This is a genomic window from Meiothermus sp. Pnk-1, from assembly GCF_003226535.1.
Taxonomy (GTDB): Bacteria; Deinococcota; Deinococci; order Deinococcales; family Thermaceae; genus Allomeiothermus.
In genome coordinates, this window is record NZ_QKOB01000003.1 from 430,481 (window position 1) to 453,235 (window position 22,755).

Consider the following 22,755-nt stretch of genomic DNA (forward strand, 5'->3'; position numbering starts at 1 on the left):
GTGGGCGTTAAACTGGGTGTAATGCCTTACCGCGTGCCCAAGAGCCGCCTGCTTCCCCCGCGCACCGCCCACGAGGTTCGCCGGGAGCGGCTTTTGCATACCCTCCGCCAGGGCTTCCCCCAAAGCCCGGTGCTGGTGCTGGCCGCGGGGGCGGGTTACGGGAAGTCCACCCTTATGGCCTCCTACGGAGGGCTGTGGCTCTCCCTGGGGGAGGAGGCCAAAGACCCGGTGGCGCTGGGCTGGCATTTGCTCGAGGCCTACCGCCCCCGGCTAAAAGATCCAGATGAAATTGAACAGGCCCTCGAGCGCGGCGCCTGGACGTTGGCGGGAGAGGCGTTGTTGGAGGAGGTGAGCGCGCTCGAGCCCCACACCCTGGTGCTGGACGAAGCTCAGCGGGCCGCCAGCCGCGAGGCGGTCTCGCTGGTTCGGACGCTGGCCCAGGCCCCGCAGGTGAACGTGGCCGTCCTCTCCCGCCGGGCCGCGCCGTGGGAGGTGCTGGGAAGGGTGATCGGGGAAGCGGAGCTGGCCTTTGACCCCAACGAGGCGCTCTTGCTGGCTCGAGCCCTCACCCCCGAACTCCCGGCTTTCGAGGTGGAGCGGGCCCACAGCCTGGTGCGGGGGTGGCCGCTGGGGCTGCGCCTGTTGTTGCGGGCCATGCAGCGGGGCATCCAGCCCGAGGAGGCCCTCTACGCCCACCCCGATGCGGCGGGCCTGCTCGCGTATCTGCTGCCGGGATTGCCCGAAGCGGTGCAGAGGTTGGCAGCCCGCGCGAGCGTGCTGGGGGAGTTGGGGCCGGAGGAGGCGGAACTTTTGGGCGTTCCCAACGTCGGTCTCGAGTTCTACGCCGAAGACCTTCTGCTCGAGCGCGTGGGTTCCCGGCTGCGCTTTCACCCCCTGGTGCGCCGGGCCTTGATGGGCACGCTCGAGCCCGCCGAGACCCGGACTTTGCTCAGCAAGGCCGCAGATGCGGCGATGGCGCGCGGAGAAGGGGTAAGGGCGGCGGGGTATTTGCTGGAGGCTGGGCGGTTAGGCCACGCGGCGGATCTGCTGCTCGAGCAAGGCGAGGGGTGGCTGGCCTCAGGGCTCATGCATACCGTCCTGAGCCTCTTGGACCGCATGCCGGATTCGCTGGTACAAGCCCGGCCCGGCCTGCTCTACCTGCGGGCCGAGGCCTTGCGCCAGGCCGGTCGCTACGCCCAGGCCGAGGCTGCCTACCGCGAGGCGCTCTCGGCGGGGGTCGGGCGGGCGTTGCTGGGGTTGTCGCGCCTGTACCTCGACACGGTGGAGCCGGCCAAGGCCTGGCCCTACCTGGAGGCGGCCCAGGTCCAGTTTCCCGAGGCGGTGCGGGCCTTGCGGGCGGAGAACCTGCTCAATGCGGGCCGGGTGGAGGAGGCCGCGGCGCTCGGATTGACCGGGCCCAGGGTGCTGCTGCGCAGCGGACACCCCATCTGGGCGCTCGAGCTGCTGCGGGAAAGCCCGGCGCCCCAGGTGGACCGCCCACCCGGCAACCACCGCGAGGATGCCCTGCTCCTCTCGCTGCTAGAGGCCATCGCGGGGAGCGCGCAGGCCGCCGAGGCCGCCGCGTTGCGGGGGCGCAAGCGGGGCGAGGCCACGGGCAGCCCCTTTGTGGTGGCGCTGGCCGAGGCCCGGCTGGGCCATGCCCTGCTGGCGCAAAACCGCTGGGAGGAGGCTCGGGCTGCCTATGAGCGGGCCCTTTCGCTGGCCGAGGGCGGACCGGGACGGCTCAAGGTCGAGGCCCTCGGGGGGCTCGCGGCCACCGACGGGGAGGCGGCTTACGCCGAGATGGTGCGGTTGGCCCGGGAGTCTGGCGATGCCTGGGTGGAAGCCTTTATGACCCTTGTCGTAGCCTACGCCCGGCGGCGCCAGGGGAAGACCTTCGCCTTGCCAGCCCTGGCCGTACAGGATCCGTTTTTGCTCGAGCTGGCCGAGGCATACCCCTGGGACCAGGGGGGCGCGGCGACCCTGGAGCGCTACCCCTTCCTGGGCGAGGCCACGCTGTTTGCCCCTCCCGTTGAGCGGGTGCGGCGCCTGCTGTGGGAGATGGGGCAGCTCGAGGTCGCCTACCATCCCGGGGTGCGGGTGGAGATACGGGCTTTGGGGGGGCTATCGGTTGCGGTGAACGGCCAGGCGGCGCGCTTCAGGCGGGAGAAAACCCAGCTTCTGTTGGCTTTGTTGTTGCTACGGGATTGGGGCAAGGAGGAGCTGATGGAGGCGCTGGAGGTATCGGACGGCGAGTTTCGGGTGCTGTGGTCGGAGCTGTTGCACCTCTTGGAGCCGGGTCGTCCCGCCCGCACTCCGGGGTATTTCTGCAAGCCGTATGGCCTGGTACGGCGGCCTGAGCTATGGGTAGACCTGTGGGAGCTCGAGCGCCAGAACTTTGCCCCGCCCTTCGCCGGCCTCGAGCATCCGTTGCTGGAGGAAACCCGAGCCGAGCTGACCCAGCAGTACCGGCAGCGGATGCTCCGCCGCGGCGATGAGGAAGCCCTGCTGGAAGCCCTCCGCCTGGACCCGCTGGACGAGGCGCTGGTAGAGCGCTTGCTACAGACCACACAGGCCGAGGCGGCGTGGTCCGCCTACACCCGGGCGCTGCGCGAGCTTGGGCTCGAGCCTGACGCCCTGTTGGTGCGCAGGGCTAGGCTGAGACTGAACCCCCCGGCTGCTGGAACTGCTGGATAAACCGCTGTAGCCGTGCAAAACGCTCCAGCAGCGAGGGGGCTTCGAGCAGATACTGTCGCAAAGGGGCATCCGCGCCGAGGTTTACGCACAAGAACGAAGCATGGTACAGCGGGTCGTCGGGTAGGCTGTGGATAGCCTGCTCCAGCGCTTTAGGGTCCATGCGCCCTTGGGCGAAGCTGCGAAAGGCTTCCATGGCGTCCCAAGCGGCGATGCGCTCCGCGGCCAGGTCACCGCGCTCGAGGGGGTAGGGCTGCTCGGGAATCGAGAGGTAGGGGTGTTCGCTGGCGTCTACGTCCTCAACCCGGCAGCGCTCAGTGCCCCGCGTGAGCATAGTGAAGGTGCCGTCAGGGTTCTCTGATACCGCCATCACCTCGACGATTCCGCCGATTGAGCGCATCTGTCCCGGCTCCGGACCCGCCAGGGTGATGACGAACCTGCGCTTTTCCTGGGGCAGGGCGAGCAGGTCCCGGGTCATCTGCTTGTAGCGCTCCTCGAAGATGAACAATGGGATCAAGAGGCCCGGGAAGACCACGGTCTCCGGCAGGGGGAACAGGGGAAGGCGGCTCACGGGATCAGCTTAGGCCGGATCGGCGGGGATAAAAGCGGCCTGGTCTAGCTTCTCGCCTGCCGGAAGCTGGCCCAGCGCTCCTCGAGCTTCTCGAAAATGCGCTCGAGCTTGCCCTTGGGTAGGATCACCTGCTCAGTCTGGCCCTCGCCGATGAGGTCGCCGAGTTCGTTCCACACCTTGAGGGCGGTCCAAACACGGTTGCCCTCGGTGCGGGTGTGCTCGGCCAAGAGCCGCACCTTCATCCCCGGCAGGGCCGAGGCCAGGTGGTTGACGCTGACCTTCGAACCGATGCCCTCCTCGCCCTCCTCGAGGAAGTCGAGGATGATCATGCGCCCGGCCATCTCCATGTGCTTGGCCATCCAGTAGGTGGCGTAGACGGCGTGCAGCTTGCCCAGCCGGGGGTCGTGGGGGTGCTCGAAGTCTACGGTCATCTCATCGGTGACGGTGAGCTCGAGGGTGGCTTGATATCCGATGGGGATGGGCTTCATCCTAAATTCCTCAAGTCGGCCACGCGCTTGAGCTTGCCGCCTTCGCTGCGCGGGGCGGTGCCGGGGCTGATGAGCGTGACCTTGACCGAGACGCCGATGTTGTCCTTGACCTTGTGGGCCACCTTGTCGCGCAGCGCCGAGAGGCGGTGATCGGCCTCGATGACCTCGTCGGAGAGCATCTGCGCGCCGATCTCGCGGAAGAAGGACTCGGCGACCTCGAGCTTGAGCTCGAGTTCGTCCATGGTGCGCTCGCGCTTGAGCACGATCTGGTAGTGCGGGGCTACCTCGGGGATCTGCAACAGCACGGCCTCGATCTGGGTGGGATAGACGTTGACCCCCCGCACGATGAGCATGTCGTCGGTGCGACCCCGGATCTGGGCCATTCGGGCGTGGGTGCGCCCGGAGGCCCCCGGCTCGCGGGTGAGGTAGGTGAGGTCGCCGGTCCAGTAGCGCAGCACCGGCATGGCCTTCTTGGTGAGGGTGGTGAGCACCAGCACGCCCACCTGGCCCTCGGGCAGGGGCTCGCCGGTCTCGGGGTGGACGACCTCGGGGTAGAAGTGGTCCTCCCAGATGTAGCTCAGGCCATCGCGTTCGTTCACGTCCTCGTTGGAGACACCGGGGCCGATGATTTCGGAGAGGCCATAGATGTTGGTAGACTTCACCCCTAAGCCCTCGTCCACGCTCTTTCGGATGGCCTCGGTCCAGGGTTCTGCGCCCAACACGGCGTACTTGAGGCTGATCTCCTCCGGACTCACCCCGCGCCGCTTGAACTCCTCGGCCAGGGTCTGGGCATACGAGGGGGTGCAGCAGATGACTTCGGGCTTGAAATCCTGAATCAGCATGATCTGCCGCTCGGTCATGCCGCCGGAGACGGGTACCACGATCATGCCGAGCTTCTCCGCGCCCCCGTGCAGCCCCAGCCCGCCGGTGAAGAGGCCATAGCCGTAGGCGTTGTGCAGCATCATGCCAGGCTCGCACCCCGCGGCGGCCAGCGAGCGGGCCACCACCTCGGCGAAGACCTCGAGGTCGCCCTTGGTGTACCCCACCACCGTAGGCTTGCCGGTAGTGCCACTGCTGGCGTGGATGCGGGCCAGCTCGTGGCGGGGCACGGCGAAGAGGCCGAAGGGGTAGGTGTCGCGCAGATCTTTCTTTTTGGTGAAAGGCAGTCTGGGCAGGTCTTCTATGCCCCGAATGTCTGAGGGCTTGATCCCTCGTTCGTCGAAGGCTTGCTTGTAGAAGGGTACGCGCTCGTAGACGTAGGCCACCTGCTCGCGTAGCCGCTCGTCCTGGAGCGCTTTGAGCTGGGGGCGGGGAAGGGTCTCGAGCTCGGGTTGGAAGATGGGCATGGGAACCTCCTATAGGCGCAGGTCGCACGTCTTACGTCGTACGCAGGACGCAAGATGCTGGCCGGTCATAAAGCCGTCATCCCCCCGTCCACGGCGAGCACCTGGCCGCTGACGTAGTCGGAGGCGGGGGAGCAGAGGAAGAGCGCGGCCCCGGCGAGTTCGCCGCTGCGGCCCAGGCGGCCCAGGGGGGTGCGCCCGCTCACGGCGGCCTCGATGCGCGGCAAGACCTTCTCGGTCATGCGGGTGGGGAAGAAGCCGGGGGCCAGGGCGTTGACCCGGATGCCAAAGGGGCCCCACTTCACCGCCAGGTCGCGGGTCAGGGCGATCAGGCCGCCCTTGGAGGCCGAGTAGGCGGCGGCGTCCATGAGCTCGCTGGGGCTGCCCATCAGCCCAGCCACCGAGGCGATGTTGAGGATCTTGCCGTAGCCGCGCGCTTTCATGCCCCGGGCGGCGATGCGGCTGGCCAGGAAGGCCCCGGTCACGTTGATATCCAGCACCTCGCGCACCTTGGCCACGGGAACCTCGAGCGCGTCCTGGCCCCAGGTCACCCCGGCGGCGTTGACCAGCACGCTGAGGGGCCCGAGTTCGGCTTCAACCTTGGCGAAGGCCCGCTCAAGGCCCTCCTCGTCTTGCACGTTGCCCACGATGGGTAGGGCGTCGGGGATGAGCTTGAGGGCGTCTTCGAAGAAGCCCTCCCGGCGGGCCAGCAGCGCGACTTTGGCCCCGGCCTCGCGCAGGGCGTGGGCGATCTCGAGCCCCAAGCCCCGCGAGCCCCCCGTCACCAGGGCCACCTTGCCGTCGAGGCGGAACTGCTCGAGCACCCTCATACCCTCTCGACGACCATCGCGATGCCCTGCCCCACCCCGATGCACATGGTGGCCAGGCCGAACTGCACCTCGCGCCGCCGCATCTCGTGCACCAAAGCGGTGAGGATGCGCGCCCCTGAGGCCCCCAGCGGGTGACCGATGGCGATGGCCCCACCGTTCACGTTGAGCCGGGGGTCCTCGGGGTCCATCCCCCACTCGCGCAGCACCGCCAGGCTCTGCGCAGCGAAGGCTTCGTTGAGCTCGATCAAGCCGAGGTCGGAGAGGGATAGCCCGGCCCGCTCGAGCGCCTTGCGGGTCGCGGGCACCGGCCCGATGCCCATGATGCGCGGCTCGACCCCCGCCACGGCGATGGAGCGTACCCGGGCCAGTGGCTTGAGTCCGTGGGCCTGGGCGTAGTCCTTCGAGGCCAGCAGCACCGCTGCCGCCCCGTCGTTGAGGCTGGAGCTGTTGCCGGCGGTGACGGTGCCGCCCGGGCGGAAGGCCGGCTTGAGCTTGGCCAGGGCCTCGAGGCTGGTGTCGGCCCTGGGCCCCTCGTCCTTGCAGACTTGCTCGAGGTTGCCCTTGCGGTCGCGGACCTCCACCGGGACCATCTGGCCGTCGTAGGCGCCCGAGAGCTGGGCAGAGATGGCCTTCTGGTGGGAGCGCAGGGCGAACTTGTCCTGTTCCTCGCGGGAGATCTGGTACTGCTCGGCCAGGTTCTCGGCGGTCTCGCCCATGGCCTCGGTGCCGTACATCTCCTGCATGCGCGGGTTGACGAAGCGCCAGCCCAGGGTGCTGTCGTAGACGGTCACGTTGCCGGTGGCGAAGGCCCTCTCGGCCTTGGGCATGACCCAGGGGGCGCGGCTCATGCTCTCCACCCCACCGCCGATGTAGACTTGCCCTTCACCGCAGGCGATGGCCCGGGCTGCGCTCGCTACCGCCTCCAGGCCGCTGCCGCACAGCCGGTTGACGGTCGAACCCCCCACCGAGATGGGCAGCCCCGCCAGCAAGAGCGACATCCGCGCCACGTTGCGGTTGTCCTCTCCGGCCTGGTTGGCGCAGCCCATGTAGACGTCCTCGATGTCGCTTCCCGGCAGGCCTGTTCGCTGCAAGAGGGCCCGGATGGGAATGGCCCCCAGGTCGTCGGGGCGCACCGAGGAGAGCACCCCCCCATGCTTGCCGACGGGCGTGCGGACGGCATCTACAATCCATGCTTCGCTCATGACCTCTCCTCGCTCATCCTATAGACCGTTCCGGTGAAGAGGGCTACGGTCTGCCCCTCCCGGGTGATCGCGATGCGGTAAGTGGCGGTCCGCCGCCCCAGGTTCTCTTGGCTGGCCTGGGCTTCCAGCTGGTCGCCCTCCCGCACCGGCTTGAAGTATTCCATGTGGGTTGAAAGGGCCACCGCCGCCACCCCATGGGAGTTAGAGGCCAGCGCGAAGGCGGCGTCGGCCAGGCTGTAGAGGAAGCCGCCGTGGCAGGAGCCGTGAAAATTGAGGTGCTGGGGGCCAACCCGCGCCGCGAGGTGGGCTCGCCCGGCCTCTACCGAGCGGACCTCGATGCCCAATAGCTGCATGAACGGATCGGTCATGCCCCTTCTCCTAGCGCTCGAGGTTGGGCGTGGCCTCTTCCCTAGCGCGAAGGCCCAGGTAGGCCTCGACTACCCGTGGGTCGTGCAGGAGGTCTTGGCCTCGCCCTTCCATCACCAGCTCCCCGGCCTCGAGCACGTAGCCCCGGTCGGCCAGCTTGAGGGCCATGCGGGCGTTTTGCTCCACCACCAAAATCGGCACCCCCTCCTTTTTGAGTTCGCCCAGGATGTGGAAGATCTCCTGCACGATGAGGGGGGCTAGGCCCAGGCTGGGCTCGTCGAGCATCAGCAGCTTGGGCCGGGCCATCAGCGCGCGGCCGATGGCCAGCATCTGCTGCTCGCCGCCGGACATGGTCCCGGCCAGTTGCCTGCGCCGCTCGCGCAGGCGAGGGAAGAGGGCGTAGACGCGCTCCAAGTCCTCCCGCACCCCTTTCTCGTGGCGCTGGTAGCGGCTGAAAGCCCCCAGCAGGAGGTTGTCCTCTACCGCCATCGAGGCGAAGAGTTCGCGCTTTTCTGGTACCAGCACCATGCCCGCCGCGGCCAGCGCTTCCGGGCTGCGGCGATGGAGAGTCTGGCCCTGGTAGCGCACCACCCCGCTGGCGTGCACCAGCCCGACGATTCCCTTGAGGGTGCTGGACTTGCCCGCCCCGTTGGGCCCGATGAGCGTTACCGCCTCGCCCCGCTCTACGCGCAACGAGAGGTGCCGCACGGCCTCCACCGCCCCGTAGCGGACGGTCAGGTCGCCCACCTCGAGGACGCTCATAAACCCTCCGTCCTGCGTCCGACGTCTAGAGAAAAACCCCGCCGTAGGACGTATGCGACCCCCCTCATGCCACCGCCTCCCCTAAGTAGGCCTCGATCACCTTCTTATTATTCTGCATCTCCTGGGGGGTGCCCTCGGCCAGCTTTTCGCCGTAGTGCATGACCACCAGCCGGTCTACCAGCCCCATCACCAACTCCATGTCGTGGTCTACCAAAAGCACCGTAACCCCTTCGTTCACCAGCTTGCGGATGAGGGCGGCAAACTGGCGCTTCTCCCCAGCCCGCAAACCTGCGGCGGGCTCGTCCAAGAGCAGTACCTCGGGATGGGAGGCGAGCGCCCGGGCAATCTCCAGTAGCCGCAGCTGCCCCACCGTGAGCCCGTCGGCCTTTTGGTAGGCCAGATGGGCCAGGCCGACCCGCTCCAAGGCGCGGTAGGCCTCCACCAGGCTGGCCTCCTCCTCTGAGCGCGAGAGCCCCCACATCGAGGCTAGGAGGCCTGCTTGGGTCCGGGCATAGGTGCCGAGGGCGGCGTTCTCGAGCACGGTCATCTCGGGAAAGAGATGGGGGTGCTGGAAGGTGCGGGCCAGGCCCAGCCGGTGCACGCGGTAAGGGGGAAGACCGGTGATGTTTTGCCCCTTGAAGCGCACTACCCCTGCGCTGGGAGAGAGGACCGAGGTGATGAGGTTAAAGCAAGTGGATTTGCCCGCCCCGTTTGGCCCGATCAGTCCCAGGATCTCGCCGCGCCGAAGCTGGAAGCTCAGGCCGTTCACCGCCAGCAGCCCGCCAAAGCGCTTGGTGAGGCCGCTGACCTCGAGCAACACCTCTCCCGGTTGGCCCGCCACCATGCGCGTGGGGAGCCCTTCCCCCTTAGGGATTATCGGTTTGGGCTTGGGCAAGTAGCGCTCGATAAAGGGCCATAGACCCCGGGGGGCGAACATCAGGATCAGCACCAGAATCAGGCCGTACGCGATGATCTCGTAGTTTCCGGTACGCCCGAAGATCGTCGGAAGAATGTCCTTGAGGGCTTCTTCCAGGCCCGTTACCAGCCCGGCGCCCAAAAACACCCCGGGGATGCTCCCCACTCCGCCCGCGACCGCGGCGATGAGGTACTTGATCGAGGCCTCGAGGCTGAAGGGCGAGGGGTTGATGAACTGCTGGTAGTGGGCGTACAACCATCCTGCCACCCCGGCATACACGGCCGAGAGGACAAAAACCCGCAGCTTGAGCGCTCCGGGGTTTACCCCAAAGCTAGCCGCTGCGATGGCATCTCCTTTGGAAGCGCGCATGGCCCGTCCGTTGCGGCTATTGGTCAGGTTCCAAGCCGTCCAGGCCCCGGTCAGGGCGAAGAACCAGGATAGGTAGAAGAAACTGCGCGAGTCAGAAAGCTCGAGGCCGAACACCTTAACCGCGGGGATGTCCCGCAGGCCGGTGTGCCCCCCGGTCAGCTCGGTCCAGCTCCCCAACACGATATACAGCGCCATGCACCAAGCGATGGTGGAAAGGGGTAGGTAGTGTCCTTTAAGCCGGGCGGTGATCCCCCCCAGCATTACTGCCCCCGCCATCGCCGCCAGCACCCCTATGGGCAGGGTCAGCCAGGGGCTAAAGCCCCGTTCGCTGGTCAGGAGGGCCGTGGTGTAGGCCGCCAACCCCATAAAGGCGGCCTGCCCAAAGCTGGTCATTCCGGCTAGGCCGGTGAGCAGGTATAGCCCTAGCGCCACCAGCGCCCCGAAAGCGATGTAGTTCCCCAGGCTCAGATAAAACGAGGAAGCCGGGAGCAGCAGCGGCACCACCAGCAGAAGGGCCACTGCTCCCAGGGCGAGGGGGGAGAGCTTCATCGCGTCCTCCAAGGCCCCGCCTGTACACTCGGCGTCAAGCGTTTGGCGTTTGGCGTGGGGATCATTCTTCTTCCTCCACTTCCCGGCTGCGCAGGCTGCGCCAGAACAAGATCGGCAGCAGCAGGGTGAAGACGATGGCATCCTTAAAGGCGCTGGCCTGGAAGGAGGCCCACGACTCGAGCCCCCCCACCGCTAAGGCCCCCACCACCGCCAGCGGGTAGCTGATAAGACCGCCCAGGATTCCCGCCACGAAGCCCTTGAGCCCCAGCAAGAATCCCTGGAAGTACGCTGGCTGGATGAGCGGGGCCAGCAGCATTCCGGCCACCCCGGCGATCAAGGTGGCGATTCCAAAGGAAACGTAGCCAGCTTGTGCCGGGTTGATCCCCAGCAGCCGCGCCCCCAACCGGTTCACCGCGCAGGCCCGCAGCGCCTTGCCATAAAGGCTGCGGGTGAAAAATAGGTACAGCCCCAGCATCGCGAAGAGAGCGAAGCCATAGACCAAAAAGGCTTGGTTGTTGATGGGAACGCTGCCAAAGGCAGTCTGGCCCGGTAGGATGGGGGGCAGGCGGTATTGCTCGGGACCGAAGAAAACCAACCCCAATCCCTGGTAGGCAAAATGTAACCCTACGGCGATGATCAAGTAGGTCAGCACGCTGGCGTTTCTGGCCGGCTCGAAAAAGAGCCGGTAACTCGCCGGGCCGATGGGAAAGACGATGAGTACCGCAAAGATCCAACCCAGCCACAGCGGAACTCCGTGTGCGCCCCACCAGGCCAGGCCCAGCACGGCCAAGGCCCCGCCCAAAAGCACCCCCGCGCGGCGCGGGGCGGCCCGGTCCAGCACCGCCCACACCGCGAGCATTCCCGCCGAGAGCCAGGCGGTGCCGGGGATCGCCCCCTGCAGTTGCAGACCGCTGACCTCGCCGGGCAGAAAGAACACGTAGGTGAGAGGAGCAAAGACCAACAGCTCGCCGATGGGCACCAGGATCACCCGGGTCACCGCGAACACCAGCACCAAGGCCAGAGCCAGCAGTGCGTAGATGGTGCCGTTTTGCACCGCATCAGCGGCGAGAAAAGCGGCGATGGTCCAGTCCATTTACCTAAACGTCCGCACCAGTTTCCAGTCGAGCTTACCGCCCTCGCCCTTCACCACCTCAACCATTACCGCAGCCTCCTGGAACTTGAGGCCCAGGTGGTCAGTAGGGGACATGGTAAAGACGCCATGGGTGCCCACCACGCCCTTGGTGGCTTCGATCTCGTCGCGCAGCACCTTACGGAAAGCAGCCAGGTTGCTGGTCTGCTCTTTCTTGAGCGCGCGCTCCAGGGCCGGGCGCAGAATCGCCCAGGCGTCATAGGCATGGCCGCCGAAGGTCGAGTAGCTGCCGATGCCGTACCTGGCCTCGTACTGCTGCACGTAGCTCTGGGCTACGTTCTTGTTGGGAAAGCTGCTGGGAAGCTGGTCGAAGACCAAAATGGGGCCCGCCGGCAGCCGGGTGCCGATGACATTGTCCCCGCCTACCCGCAAGAAGTCAGGGTTAGCCACGCCGTGGGTCTGGTAGATGAGCCCCTTATACCCCCGCTCCTTGAGGGTGCGCTGGGGCAGCACCGGGGCAGTGCCCGAGCCGCCGATGAGCACTGCGTCGGGGTTGCGGGAGAGGATGCGCAGGATCTGTCCGGTCACCGAGGTGTCGGTGCGGGCGAAGCGCTCCGAGGCTACCACGGTGATCCCGGCCTCCTTGGCGGCGGCTTCGAAGGCTTTGGCCCAACCCTCTCCGTAGGCGTCGTTGAAGCCGATGTAGGCGGCGGTCTTGACCCCGCTGGCCTTCATGTCCTGCACGATGGGGGTGCTCATCTGCTGCTCGGTTTGGGGAGTCTTGAAAATCCAGCGGCGCTTCTCATCCACCGGATAGACGATCTCGAGGTTGGCCGCCAGGGAGATCACCGGGACGCCTGCTTCGGCGGCGGGATCGATCATGCCCAAGGAAGCCGGGGTGGTGGTGGTTCCGATGATGGCCAGCACCCCATCTTCTTGGATCAGCTTGCGGGTAGCCCGCACCGCTTGGGTAGTGTCCGAGGCGTCATCGATGACGATGAACTGCACCGGCCGGCCCGCCACGCCGCCGCGGCGGTTGACCTGCTCCTCCAGGATCACCATCGTGTTGCGCTCAGGGATGCCCAAGCTGGCCGCGGGGCCGGTGGCCGAGACCACCACCCCGATCTTGAGCGGGGCCTGTTGGGCTAGTCCAAGTCCCATCCCTAGTGCCAAAAGTCCGATTAGAGCTCGCTTCATGGATTGCCTCCTTGCACCGAAGAGTTCCAGTGCCTGCCGCTAAAGGATTCGCTGCCGGTCGCGACCATTCGCTGTAGCAGCGGATGTGGCCGATAGCGGTCTTCGCCCAATTCGCCGTGTAGGCCTTCCAGAGCACGCAGCACCGGCTTGAGCCAGATGGCCTCGGCCCATTCTAAAGGGCCCCGGGGGTACCCGGTGCCAAGCCGCATCGCCCGGTCGAGGTCGGCTGGGGTCGCCAGCCCCTCCGCCACCGCCGAGACCGCTTCGTTGATCAGCAAGGCCAGGATGCGAAACCCCACCCCGCCGGGCTGGTCGGGAAGCTCGAGCACACGGTGGCCGTGAGCCTGGAAGTAGCGCTGGGCCAGCCTTACTGCCGCATTTTCCCCCGAGATGGGGGCATAGACTTCGGCGATATTCCCCTCGGACAGAGGGGGTACCAGGCTGAACCCCGCTACCGGGCGGTCGGGATAGGCCTCTGCGGCTGCGCTCGCCGAGTGTCCCCAGACCAGCGTGACCACCGGTAGGCGCTCGGGGAGGTTTCCCTTGCGCTCGAGCTTCACCCGACAGTCGAGGATGAAATCGGCTTGGGCTGGCTCCTCGGTATGGCGGTAGCGCTGCCGCAAGGACTGAGCCAGCGGATGCGGCCCCACGATGAAGGCGGTGGGGGCTTGCTCGAGGTTTGCGGATGGGGCCTCAGGCAGGGGGGGCGGGCCCGGCGGGTAGGTGTACCACCCTACGCCGCTCTTGCGCCCCAACATGCCCGCCGCGACCCGCTGGGCCTGCAAGGGGTGGGGCCGGTAGCGCGGCTCGCCGAAGAAGCCCTCGTACACCGAGCGGCTGGCGGCCAGGTTCACATCCAACCCGATCAGGTCCATCAGCTCGAAGGGCCCCATGGGAAACCCCAGACCCTTGGCGATCCAGTCGATGTGCTCTTTGGGGATCCCTTCCCCGTATAGTCGCAGCGCCTCGCCGTAGAAGGGCCGGGCCACCCGGTTGACCAAAAAGCCCGGCATATCCGCTGCTTGTACCGGCTCCTTGCCCCAGCTTCGGGCCAGCTCGAGGGCCTTGTGGACCACCTCGGGCGCGGTGCGCAGGCCGGGGATCACCTCTACCAACCGCATCCGCGGAGCCGGGTTGAAAAAATGCAACCCGATGACCCGCTCCGGTTGGGGGCAAGCGGCGGCGATCGCCGAGACCGAGAGGGTGGAGGTGTTGGTGGCCAGAATGGCCGCTGGAGCTATCTGTGCGGCCTGGGCCAGGAGGGTCTGTTTGAGCTCGAGGCGTTCCGGGGCGGCCTCGATCACCCAAGCCGCCTCGGCCATCTGCCCGCTCAGCTCATGCGCGGTTTGGATCCGCTCGAGGATGGCTTCGGGGTTCTCGCGCAGCCGCCCGCGTTCAGCCTGCCGGCTCAGGTCCGCGGCGATCTCGGCTTTAGCCCGCTCGAGCGCCTCTTGGCTGGGATCGTAAAGCCAGACCGGGTGCCCGGCCTGCGCTGCGACCTGGGCGATGCCCCGACCCATCGTGCCCGCACCTAAAATGGCGACCATTTCTCGCCCCATCTTGGCCTCTCGTTGCATTTGGGTTTCACGCACCTAACCCCTAACCTAACAAATGTTTGTTATTTTGCAAGAGCGGGCCGCTTAGATGACGTGCTGGGGAAGCCCCTGGAGGGCGGATTCCCTGGCCTCGACCCAGCCCCCTTCGAATGCCTCCATCCGGCTGCCCTCCTCAAACCAGCTTCTTGGGGTCTTGGCGCCCCACAGGGTCTGGCGCCGCGGGTCGTTGAGGTGCCAGCGGATCGGCTCGAAGTCGGGGTCCACGGTGAGGTAATCGGAGGTGTACAGCTCGATGCGGTGCCCGTCGGGGTCGCGCAGGTAGAGGAAGAAAGCGTTGGAGATGCCGTGTCGGCCCGGCCCGCGCTCGATGGCGTCGGTCTCCCTGGCCCCGGCCAGGATATCGCAGGCCCTGAGGATGCTATTGGCATCCGGCATCCAGTAGGCGAAGTGGTGCAGCCTTGGCCCGCTTCCGTTGGTCAGGGCCAGGTCGTGCACCCCGCCGCGGCGCTGGATCCAGGCCGCCCAGATGCGCCCCTCGTCGTCTTCGGTGTATTCGGAGAGGCGGAAGGCCAGCCGGTCCATGTACCAGCGCATGGTGGCTTCCACCTGGGGGCTCATCACGTTGACGTGGTCGATCCGCTGGAGGCCGGGCCCCCGGTGCAGGTGGTAGCTTTGCAGCAGCCAGGGGTACTTCTGGCTTTCGGCGTAAAAGGCCACCGGCACCCCGAAGGGATCTTGCATCCGGAGGAGCCGGGGGCGGTCTTGCTCGCTCTCCCAGCGCCAGGGGAGCCCCTCGGCCTCGGCCAGGGCGACCAGGGCGTCCAAGTCGGCCTGGGTGGCCACGCGGTAGGCCAGGTGTTTGATCCCTGCTGCTGGAGCCTGTTCCAGCTTCAAGGTCCACTCCCGGTCTTCCACCCCGCGCAGGTAGAGGGCCCCAGGGCGCTCGTGCAGGACGTTGAGCCCCAGCAGGTCCACGTAGAAGCGCCTCGAGCGCTCGAGGTCGGTTACATAGAAAACGCCGTGTCCGATGCGGATGATGTTGGGCGTCGTCACGATGCCTCCTTACTCGATCCTGCGATAGGCGCGGTTCCAGTAGAGCAGGGGATGGCCCCCTTCCCCTAACCGGACCTCCTCCACTTTCCCCACTACGATGCGGTGATCCCCACCCGGATAGAGCCGCCACACCGTGCAGTACAGCGTAGCCAACGCCCCCTCGATGGCTAAGTCCGCTCCCAACGGCTCGAGGTCCGGGACGGGCTTTCCAGCGAAGTGGGCCGAGACCCGCTCCTGCCCCTCCGCCAGGAGGTTTACTGCAAAGCGCCCAGCCCTCTCGAGCACCGGCAGCAAGTGGGCTTTCTCGTCCACGCATACCAGGATCAAGGGGGGCTCGAGGCTGACGCTGCTAAAGCTGCTGGCGGTCATTCCCCGCCGCTCTTGGCCCCACGCGGCGGCTACTACCGTCACCCCGCTGGGCCAGCGGGCCAGAGCGGCTTTGAAAGCCGCACTCAGGGTAGGCTGAGCGAGGCTACTCATCAGTCCCCCGCCACTGCCTCGGGCTTGGGCGTGCGGGCCCAGCCCAAAAACTCGCGGATGCGCTGTTTGTAGGGCTCCTTGTCGTAGACGCCGAAGAGGGTCTGGTACATGCGCACCGGATCGCCGAAGAAGAAGCGTTCGTATAGCTCCTGCCGCGCCCCGAAGCCCGAGAGGGTCATGTCCCAGGCCAGCCGGAAGAGCTGCACCCGCTGGTGGGCGGGTAGGGTGGCAGACTGGAGATACTTCTCCAGATACGGCCCCACGGGCGAGTCAAAATCGGCCTCGGAGGGCAGGGTGATGAGCCCGGAGGCGCTGACTTGCTCCACGATCTCCCGGAGGCGCGGGTACAGGCGGGGGAAGAGGTTCCGCGCCCCGTCGATGGCCCCTCGGTCGGGGCAGATTAGACCATACCTGTTGGGCTTGGCGTCGCGTTCAGCCCGAGCCCAGAAGCCCTTCATGGCCTCGAGGTAGACGATGACCTCGGCGATCTTCTCCTGCACGTGGGGGAAGGCGTCGGCCCCGATGGCCTCGGCGATCAGGCTCACCAGGCCCAAGAAGGCTTCGGTCTTGGCGTTTTTGAGCACCACTACCTGGTGGGCCATGTGCATGAGCGCCCCGGTCTCGGCGTAGGCGTTGTTGCACCTGGCCAGGTCGCCCAGAATGAACACCCGCTCCCAGGGTACAAACACCTCGTCGAAGACGGTCAGGCAGTCCATCTCCTCGAGGCGGCTGGAAAGCGGATGGTCATACCCTGAACCCTCCTCCGCCAGCGCCTCGCGGCTGATGAAGTGTAGCCCCGGGGTGTTGGTGGGGATGGCGAAGGCCACCGCGTACTTGTCGGCCCCCGGCCCCTCCTTGAGCAGGGTAGAGGGGAAGACCAAAAGCTCATCCGCCGTGGGCAGCGTGGAGAGCATCCGCGCCCCCCGCACCACGATGCCCCCGTCGGTCTGCTTCACCACGCCCACCGGGATATAAGGATCGGGTTGCTCGGTAGTGCCCTTGGCCCGGTTCACCTGGGGGTTGGTGAGGCAGTGGGTGGTGGCGAGGTCGTTTTCGCGCACGTACTGAACATAGTTCCGCACGTTGTCGGCGAACTCCCCGAAGAACTCGGCGCTGGCTTCATAGGCCATCAGCACCGCGTTGAGGTAATCGGGGCTGCGCCCCATCATGCCCAGGTGGGTATCGGCCCACAGCTTGTAGGCCGCGCTGCGGCGGGAGAGGTCCTCCCTAGTCCGGGCCGGGAGCAGGCTCATCGCGTAGCGCTTCCCCCGTTCCTCGTAGGTCAGGGTGTCGCGGTAGCGCGGGTCGTGCTGCATGTCGTACATGCGGGCCAAGGTGTGGGTGATTCCCTTGAAGACGGGATGGGTAGTAGGGTCTTCGACCTTTTCTCCCTTGTACCAGAGGTTGGGCGGGTTCTGCTGTAGGGCCTCGAGGTACTGCTTGCCGGTGCGTGCCATGGTTCCTCCTATTTCCCGAATTTGGGGATGGGGTGTTCACTGAGGGGCAGAGCGATGTTCTTGAGCTCGGTGTAGAACTCCAGGCTGTATTCTCCTCCCTCGCGGTGGGTCCCCGAGAACTTCACCCCTCCGAAGGGGGTGGGCAGGTGCCGGACGTTGTGCGAGTTGATCCAGGTCATGCCCGCCTCCAGGTGCAGCGCCAGGCGGTGCGCCCGGGTCACGTCCTGGGTCCAAACGTAAGCGGCCAGCCCGTACTTCACGTCGTTGGCTTTGCGTAGGGCGTCGGCTTCGTCTTTGAAGGGAATCACCGTCAGGATCGGGCCGAAAATCTCCTCCTGGGCGATGCGCATGTGGTTTTCGCCCACGAAGAGGCCAGGGGAGAGGTAGTTACCCTCGCTGCCCACCCGCTCCCCGCCCACCACCAGCCGGGCGCCCTCCTCCTGGCCGATCTGCACGTAGTTCAGCACCCGCTCCAGATGCTCCGGGTGAATCAGGGGCCCCACCTCGGTCTCCGGGTCGAGGGGGTGGCCTACTTTCACCCGCGCCGCCCGCTCGGCTACCCGGTTGACGAACTCCTCCAGGAGGCCCTCGTGCACCAAGGCGCGGGAGTTCGCCGTGCAGCGCTCGCCGTTGAAGCTATAGATCTGGAAGATGGTGGCGTCGGTGGCCCGATCCAAGTCGGCGTCCGGAAAGATGATCGCGGGAGATTTACCCCCGAGCTCGAGGGAAAGCCGCTTGAGGTACGGGGCGGAGTTCTGGGTGATGATCGCGCCGGTGGTGGTCTCGCCGGTGAATGAGATCAGCGGCACCTCGGGGTGGCGCACCAAGGCGTCGCCCGCCTCCTCGCCAAAGCCCTGCACCACATTGAGCACGCCGGGCGGCAGATCGGCCTCCTGGATCACCTCGGCCAGCTTCCAGGCGGTGAGGGGCGACCACTCGGCGGGTTTCAGCACCACCGTGTTGCCGAAGGCCAACGCGGGGGCGATGCGCCAGGTGGAGAGCATCAGCGGGGCATTCCAGGGGGTGATGATCCCGCAGACCCCTACCGGCACCCGCACGGTGTAGTTGATCCACTCCGCGTCCACCGGGTAGGTACGCCCGTCCATCGCTCGCTCGGCCCACTCCGCGTAGAAGCTGAAATTTTCTGCCGCCCTGGCTACCTGCGCCCGCACGATCCGCAGCACTTGTCCCGCGTCCAGGCACTCGATCACGGCTAGTTCGTCGGCGTGTTTTTCCAGCAGCTCGGCGATCTTGAGCAGGTACTTTTTGCGCGCTCTGGCGGAGAGCCGCCACTTGTCGAAGGCGGCCCGGGCCGCCCGAGCTGCCTTGTCCACGTCCTCGGCGTGGCCCCGGTAAACGTGGGCCAGCACCCGGTTGTCGGAGGGGTCGAGGCTTTCGAAGCTCTCCCCTCGAGCCCCCGCCACGAACTCCCCCCCGATGAAGTGGGGGATGGTGGTGGCGGCGAGTTCCCGCCGTACCTGGGCGATGAACTCAGGGCTGATGCCTGTGGTTTTCTCGGCGACGTTCATGCTTCACCTCGTTGGCGGATATAGGCTTCGACATTGCCCAAGCAGCAAGCACCCTGAGGGTTGCGAAGCTCACAGGCGCAGCGCTTTGCTTGGATGTGCGCGCGGATGTCCTGAACCGCGTGGACAAAGCCGCTTTTGATCTGTTCCTCGAGCTTGGCCCTGGTCCATCCGAAGCAGTAGCAAAGGGGTACCTCGCCCGAGGGGTCTTTAGGGTAGACCTTTACCCGTAGGTCATCGGTGGTGAAGGCTTGGCGGGAGGAGTAGTAGACGACCTCGCACCCCGCAGCCGGGCAGAAGAAAAAGGAATCGCCGGGCTCGAGCCTGGCCAAGGCTTCGTAGGTCAATAAGCTTTTCACCGTTACGAGCTTTACCGGCTTACCCAAAGCGTGATTGGACCTACAGGCTAGGGGTGGGGTCATCGTTTCCTCCCTTCAGCACTAAGGGGAAAAACCACTCGGGCCTTCCGTCCTCGCACCAGACCAGCGCCACCTTTCTCCCTTCACCCCATAAAATTGCCCGCTGGTCAAACTTTTGCCCTAGCTCGAGGGCCTGCTCGAGGCCGATTCCGAATAGGGCAAACCCCTCCTCGGCCCAGGTTCCCTCGGGGGAGGTGCTCAGGCTGGGGGTGTGGGTCAGGCCCAGCCTTTGGATTTCGCGCTCGAGCAGCCGGTGCCGCCGCAGGTTTTCCTCCTGCGATAGGGGTTGGCTTCCGGGGTTGTAGGCGGTGAGGATGGCGAAGCGCTGCCCCGCGAAGAGCCCCTCGCCCGTAGGCTGCCGGCTCAGGGTGAAGGCCACCCCCGCCGCCCGGTAGACGGCGCTCTGGTAGGCTTGGGCCAGGGGTTCGCTCCTCATAAGACCAAACTCCGGTCCCCCTCCTCGCCGATGACCGGCTCGGCGTCTTCGCTTTCCCACTCGATGGGGTTCTCCAGCGCCCCCAGCCCCTCGATCTCCATGCGCATGGTATCGCCGGGGTGCACCTGGGAGATGCCTTTGGGGGTTCCGGTGAGGATCACGTCCCCGGCCTCGAGGGTCATGAACCGGCTGATGAACTCGATCACCTCGGGGATGCTGAAGATCATGCCCCGGGTGGTGGCTTCCTGGCGCAACTCGCCGTTGACGTAGGCCCGCATCCCGAGGTTGTGCGGGTCGGGGACCTCATCGGCGGTGACGTAGTAGGGGCCCAGCGGCCCGAAGGTGTCCCAGCCCTTGCCCCGCAGGGGTGGGCGGAAGGTGTTGGAAACGTAGTCGCGCACCACCAGGTCGTTGGCGATGGTATAGCCGCCGACGTAGTCCATGGCGTCTTTGGCCTTCACCCGCCGCGCGTTTCGCCCAAGGATCACCGCCAGTTCGCACTCGAAGTGCATGAACTTGGCCCCCCGGGGGTAGATCACCGTGCCCTTGTGGGGTAAGAGCGTGGTGTTGGGTTTCCAGAATAGGGCGGGCTCGCTGGGCCGCTTGAGGCCGAACTCGTCGGCGTGCTCGGCGAAGTTGAGGGCCAGCGCGATCACCTTGCCGGGCTGGACGGGAAGCTGCCATTGCACCCGTTCCGGGTCGTGGGCCTCTCCGGCGTGGTCCACCAGCAGGCCTTCTTGGAGGTGGCCCTCGAGCAGGCGGCCTTTGACGATGAAGCGGGCGCGCTTCACACGTACTCCTTCTGGGCGGGGTCGGTCAGGACGGGCGGGTGGGGTTCTTTCCTGGGGATGAGCCCATAGGACTCGGCCATCCGGCGTAGCCGGGCCTCGACCTCGGGGGTGGTGGGGCCTAAGGGCTCGCGCCACTCTTTCTCGATAAGGCCCATCCAGGAGAGCACCGTCTTGAGCGGGATGGGGTTGGTGTCCCAGAAGATGGCGTCGTTGGCCTCGAGGCCGTAGTAGTGCAGCTCCAGGGCTTCCTTGTACCGCCCCTCGAGCGTGAGCTGGCACATCTGGGCGGTCTCCTTGGGGAGCCAGTTGGCGGTGGCGGCGATGGTGCCCACTGCCCCCACGCACATCATGGGGAAGGTGAGGGCCTCCAGGCCGCAGAACACCCGGAAGTCGCGCCCTGCCGTGCGCAATAGCTCCGATACGTACTCGACGTCCTTGCTGGAGTGTTTGAGCCCGATGATGTTGGGGAAATCTCGCCGCAACCGGGCGGCTGTTTCTACCTTGATCTCCACCCCGGCCCGACCCGGGATGTTGTACAGCACGATGGGAAAGTCCGGCACCGCCTGGGCCACCTGGCCGAAGAAACGGTATAGCCCCTCCTGGTTGGGTTTGATGTAGTAGGGGGTGATGACCAAAGCCCCCTCTGCCCCTGCCTTCTGGGCAAAGCGGGTAAGCTCGAGCGTCTCGTCCAGCCGGAGGGTGCCGGTTCCGGCCAGGAGCGGTACCCGGCCCTTGATGAGCTTCACCGCCAGCTCGATGAGGTATTTGCGCTCCTCCAAGTTTAGGGTGCCGGGCTCGCCGGTGGTTCCACCCACCGAGAGGCCATGCGAACCGGCGGCGATCTGCCGTTCGATAAGCCGCTCCATCGCAGCCTCATCGATCTGCCCATTTTTGAAGGGGGTCACCAACGGTACGATACTGCCTTTGAACTCGCGCATAGCCCTCCTTTGCTTTATCACCGAGGGTACATAGCCACGGCCTAATAGGGTAGTGTAAGCAACAACAAATTTAGTCATAATGTTGTAGATTTACACAAAGACCATGGTTCCATCCCCTCCTGCCGACTGGAAAACCCCGGAAGGGATAGCGCAGGCGCTAGACGTGTTGCTGGGCAAGCTTTCCCGTCCGCAAGAGTTTCTCGCCGCTTTGGGGGGGCTAACCCGCTTGCCTTTAGCGCTGCTGGCCCCTTGGGGCGAGGTGCTGGCCTGGTGGGGGAGGGTTCCTGCTCGGCATCCCACGCAGCTTGGCCGGGGGAGGAGTTTTTGGGCGCTGGAGGCGGGGGAGTGGCGGTTGATCGCCTACGGAGGCGAGGCCCAGCTCGAGGAGGCCGCGCCGCTGCTGGCCCTAGCCCAGCGGATGTTGCGGCTGCGGGCGATGGAAAAGGCGCTCGAGCGCACCCAGGAGGAAAACCTGGGAGCGGCTTTTCTGGACGAGCTGCTGTTGGGGGAGGCGGATCTGAGCCGAGCCTTTGCTTTTGGCTTTGAGGCTGGCTTCCCGCTTTTGCTAGCCCTGATTGAGGCCCCTACTCCTCCGGGCCGCCACCGCCTGGCCGAGACCCGGCGGCGAGAGGTGTTGCAGGGGCTCAAGCGGTCGGTGGGAGCATACCTGGAGCGCTTGGGAACCCCTTACCTGATCTCGGGTCGGGGGACTCGGGCGGTGGTGCTTTGGCAAGCACACGATGTGGCCAAGGAGGTACAGACCCTGCTTTGGGCTGCTCCGCAGGGGGTGCGGATGGGCTACTCGGCGCTGCACCGGAGCCTCGAAGAGGTGAGCTCCGCCTACCGCGAAGCCCTCATCGCCCTCAAGGCGGCCCGCTGGGGAGAGGTGGTGGGCTTCGAAGGGCTCGACCCGGTGGCCTGGGTGTTGCTGCAGCACGCTCCCGAAGACCTCAAGGCCCTCGTCGAGCGTTTTCTGCCCCTGTCCCCCAAGGAGCTGCGCACCCTCGAGCGTTACCTCGAGCACTCCGGCGACCTCAGCGCCACCGCACAGGCTTTGCATGTACACCCCAACACCCTGCGCTACCGCTTGCAAAAAATCGAGCAGCGCCTAGGGGCCTCGCTCAAGAGCCCGGAAACCCTGGCCCAGGTCCACTTGGCCTTGCGGGCCAAGGGGCTACTCGAGGCCTAACGCGCCTTATGGGAGGACTGCGTATACTAAAGCCCGTGTACGGCATCTTGGTCTGGCCTCCAGACGACCTCGAGACTTTTATGGCTAGGCTCCAGACCAAGCACGGAGTGCGGGGCTTCGGCCTGCCCCACCTCAACCTGCGCCAGCCCTTCGAGTGGGAGCACGGCGAGGAATCGCTGAAGAAAGCGGTGCAGGGCATCCTGCGCAGCCACGCCCCCTTCCGCCTTCGTCTGGGGGGGTGGAGCAGCTTTCCCCAGGGGGTGGTCTACCTGCGGGCCTACGGCGGAACCCCTTTCCGCAAGCTCCATCACGCCCTCGAGGCCCTGGCCCCCCCCCTCAAGGAAATCGAGGGCCCCAGCTACATCCCGCACCTCACCTTGGCGCTGGGGCTCAGCCCCGAGGCCGCCGCTGCGCTGGCTCGGGACTTGCCCCCGCCCCCCCGCAGGTCGTTCGTGCTGCGCGAGGCCGCTTTGGTACAGGACACCCCTGAGGGGGATTTGGTCGAGGTGGCCCGCTTCCCCTTCGCGGGCTGA

22 protein-coding genes are annotated in these 22,755 nt (G+C 66.3%); 3 read left to right on the top strand and 19 right to left on the bottom strand.

The annotated features are described in order from the left end of the window. Positions 1–21 precede the first annotated feature (21 nt). Positions 22–2,697 (top strand): hypothetical protein, encoded by a 2,676-nt coding sequence (locus DNA98_RS06865; protein ID WP_110528094.1) that lies wholly within the window; start codon positions 22–24, stop codon positions 2,695–2,697. On the opposite strand, the gene DNA98_RS06870 is transcribed toward DNA98_RS06865, so the two are convergent. The 19 genes from DNA98_RS06870 to hpaI all read right to left on the bottom strand — a co-directional run bounded on the left by DNA98_RS06870 (position 2,654) and on the right by hpaI (position 21,033). Further along, positions 2,654–3,265: an LON peptidase substrate-binding domain-containing protein gene (locus DNA98_RS06870; protein ID WP_110528097.1), complete on the bottom strand. Its 612-nt coding sequence runs from the start codon at positions 3,263–3,265 to the stop codon at positions 2,654–2,656. The genes DNA98_RS06865 and DNA98_RS06870 overlap by 44 nt on opposite strands. A 44-nt stretch (positions 3,266–3,309) precedes the next feature. Beyond that, positions 3,310–3,753: a thioesterase family protein gene (locus tag DNA98_RS06875; protein WP_110528102.1), complete on the bottom strand. Its 444-nt coding sequence runs from the start codon at positions 3,751–3,753 to the stop codon at positions 3,310–3,312. After that, positions 3,750–5,099 carry a phenylacetate--CoA ligase family protein gene (locus tag DNA98_RS06880; protein WP_110528105.1) on the bottom strand — a complete coding sequence of 450 codons (1,350 nt, stop codon included), beginning with the start codon at positions 5,097–5,099 and terminating at the stop codon, positions 3,750–3,752. Before DNA98_RS06880 ends, DNA98_RS06875 begins: the two co-directional genes overlap by 4 nt. Before the next feature lie 65 nt (positions 5,100–5,164). Beyond that, the gene (locus DNA98_RS06885) at positions 5,165–5,926 is read right to left on the bottom strand and encodes an SDR family oxidoreductase (protein WP_110528108.1); all 762 of its coding nucleotides are present in this window, start codon (positions 5,924–5,926) and stop codon (positions 5,165–5,167) included. Beyond that, complete coding sequence (pcaF, locus tag DNA98_RS06890; RefSeq protein ID WP_110528111.1) at positions 5,923–7,128, bottom strand: 3-oxoadipyl-CoA thiolase; 1,206 nt, start codon at positions 7,126–7,128, stop codon at positions 5,923–5,925. Before pcaF ends, DNA98_RS06885 begins: the two co-directional genes overlap by 4 nt. Further along, positions 7,125–7,496: a hydroxyphenylacetyl-CoA thioesterase PaaI gene (gene paaI, locus DNA98_RS06895; protein ID WP_110528114.1), complete on the bottom strand. Its 372-nt coding sequence runs from the start codon at positions 7,494–7,496 to the stop codon at positions 7,125–7,127. The genes pcaF and paaI overlap by 4 nt, the downstream gene beginning before the upstream one ends. A gap of 10 nt (positions 7,497–7,506) precedes the next feature. Continuing rightward, a complete protein-coding gene (locus DNA98_RS06900; protein WP_110528117.1) occupies positions 7,507–8,256 on the bottom strand; it encodes an ABC transporter ATP-binding protein in 750 nt (249 codons plus the stop codon). A 64-nt stretch (positions 8,257–8,320) separates the two neighbouring features. Continuing rightward, the gene (locus DNA98_RS06905) at positions 8,321–10,090 is read right to left on the bottom strand and encodes an ATP-binding cassette domain-containing protein (protein WP_110528120.1); all 1,770 of its coding nucleotides are present in this window, start codon (positions 10,088–10,090) and stop codon (positions 8,321–8,323) included. Positions 10,091–10,151: 61 nt separating this feature from the next. Further along, a complete protein-coding gene (locus tag DNA98_RS06910; protein WP_110528123.1) occupies positions 10,152–11,183 on the bottom strand; it encodes a branched-chain amino acid ABC transporter permease in 1,032 nt (343 codons plus the stop codon). After that, positions 11,184–12,377: an ABC transporter substrate-binding protein gene (locus DNA98_RS06915; RefSeq protein ID WP_110528126.1), complete on the bottom strand. Its 1,194-nt coding sequence runs from the start codon at positions 12,375–12,377 to the stop codon at positions 11,184–11,186. Beyond that, positions 12,374–13,969 (bottom strand): 3-hydroxyacyl-CoA dehydrogenase, encoded by a 1,596-nt coding sequence (locus DNA98_RS06920; protein WP_233493120.1) that lies wholly within the window; start codon positions 13,967–13,969, stop codon positions 12,374–12,376. The genes DNA98_RS06915 and DNA98_RS06920 overlap by 4 nt, the downstream gene beginning before the upstream one ends. Before the next feature lie 48 nt (positions 13,970–14,017). Next, entirely contained in the window at positions 14,018–14,989 is a 972-nt protein-coding gene (gene hpaD, locus DNA98_RS06925) for a 3,4-dihydroxyphenylacetate 2,3-dioxygenase (RefSeq protein ID WP_110528129.1), read from the bottom strand. Between the two features lie 6 nt (positions 14,990–14,995). Beyond that, complete coding sequence (gene hpaC, locus DNA98_RS06930; RefSeq protein ID WP_174720043.1) at positions 14,996–15,442, bottom strand: 4-hydroxyphenylacetate 3-monooxygenase reductase subunit; 447 nt, start codon at positions 15,440–15,442, stop codon at positions 14,996–14,998. Between the two features lie 23 nt (positions 15,443–15,465). Then, positions 15,466–16,923 carry a 4-hydroxyphenylacetate 3-monooxygenase, oxygenase component gene (gene hpaB / locus DNA98_RS06935; protein WP_110528135.1) on the bottom strand — a complete coding sequence of 486 codons (1,458 nt, stop codon included), beginning with the start codon at positions 16,921–16,923 and terminating at the stop codon, positions 15,466–15,468. An 8-nt stretch (positions 16,924–16,931) separates the two neighbouring features. Further along, positions 16,932–18,452, bottom strand: a complete 1,521-nt coding sequence (hpaE, locus tag DNA98_RS06940) for a 5-carboxymethyl-2-hydroxymuconate semialdehyde dehydrogenase (RefSeq protein WP_110528138.1) — start codon at positions 18,450–18,452, stop codon at positions 16,932–16,934. Further along, positions 18,449–18,808: a hypothetical protein gene (locus tag DNA98_RS06945; RefSeq protein WP_233493123.1), complete on the bottom strand. Its 360-nt coding sequence runs from the start codon at positions 18,806–18,808 to the stop codon at positions 18,449–18,451. Before DNA98_RS06945 ends, hpaE begins: the two co-directional genes overlap by 4 nt. 40 nt (positions 18,809–18,848) lie before the next feature. Continuing rightward, a complete protein-coding gene (locus DNA98_RS06950; protein WP_110528144.1) occupies positions 18,849–19,304 on the bottom strand; it encodes a DUF3293 domain-containing protein in 456 nt (151 codons plus the stop codon). Then, entirely contained in the window at positions 19,301–20,095 is a 795-nt protein-coding gene (locus DNA98_RS06955) for a fumarylacetoacetate hydrolase family protein (protein WP_110528147.1), read from the bottom strand. Before DNA98_RS06955 ends, DNA98_RS06950 begins: the two co-directional genes overlap by 4 nt. Next, the gene (gene hpaI, locus DNA98_RS06960) at positions 20,092–21,033 is read right to left on the bottom strand and encodes a 2,4-dihydroxyhept-2-ene-1,7-dioic acid aldolase (RefSeq protein ID WP_110528149.1); all 942 of its coding nucleotides are present in this window, start codon (positions 21,031–21,033) and stop codon (positions 20,092–20,094) included. Before hpaI ends, DNA98_RS06955 begins: the two co-directional genes overlap by 4 nt. Before the next feature lie 103 nt (positions 21,034–21,136). Here hpaI and DNA98_RS06965 point away from each other — a divergent pair, with 103 nt between their 5' ends. Both DNA98_RS06965 and DNA98_RS06970 read left to right on the top strand, forming a co-directional pair. Beyond that, positions 21,137–22,222 carry a CdaR family transcriptional regulator gene (locus tag DNA98_RS06965; RefSeq protein WP_110528152.1) on the top strand — a complete coding sequence of 362 codons (1,086 nt, stop codon included), beginning with the start codon at positions 21,137–21,139 and terminating at the stop codon, positions 22,220–22,222. 35 nt (positions 22,223–22,257) lie between these two features. Next, positions 22,258–22,755 (top strand): 2'-5' RNA ligase family protein, encoded by a 498-nt coding sequence (locus DNA98_RS06970; RefSeq protein ID WP_110528155.1) that lies wholly within the window; start codon positions 22,258–22,260, stop codon positions 22,753–22,755.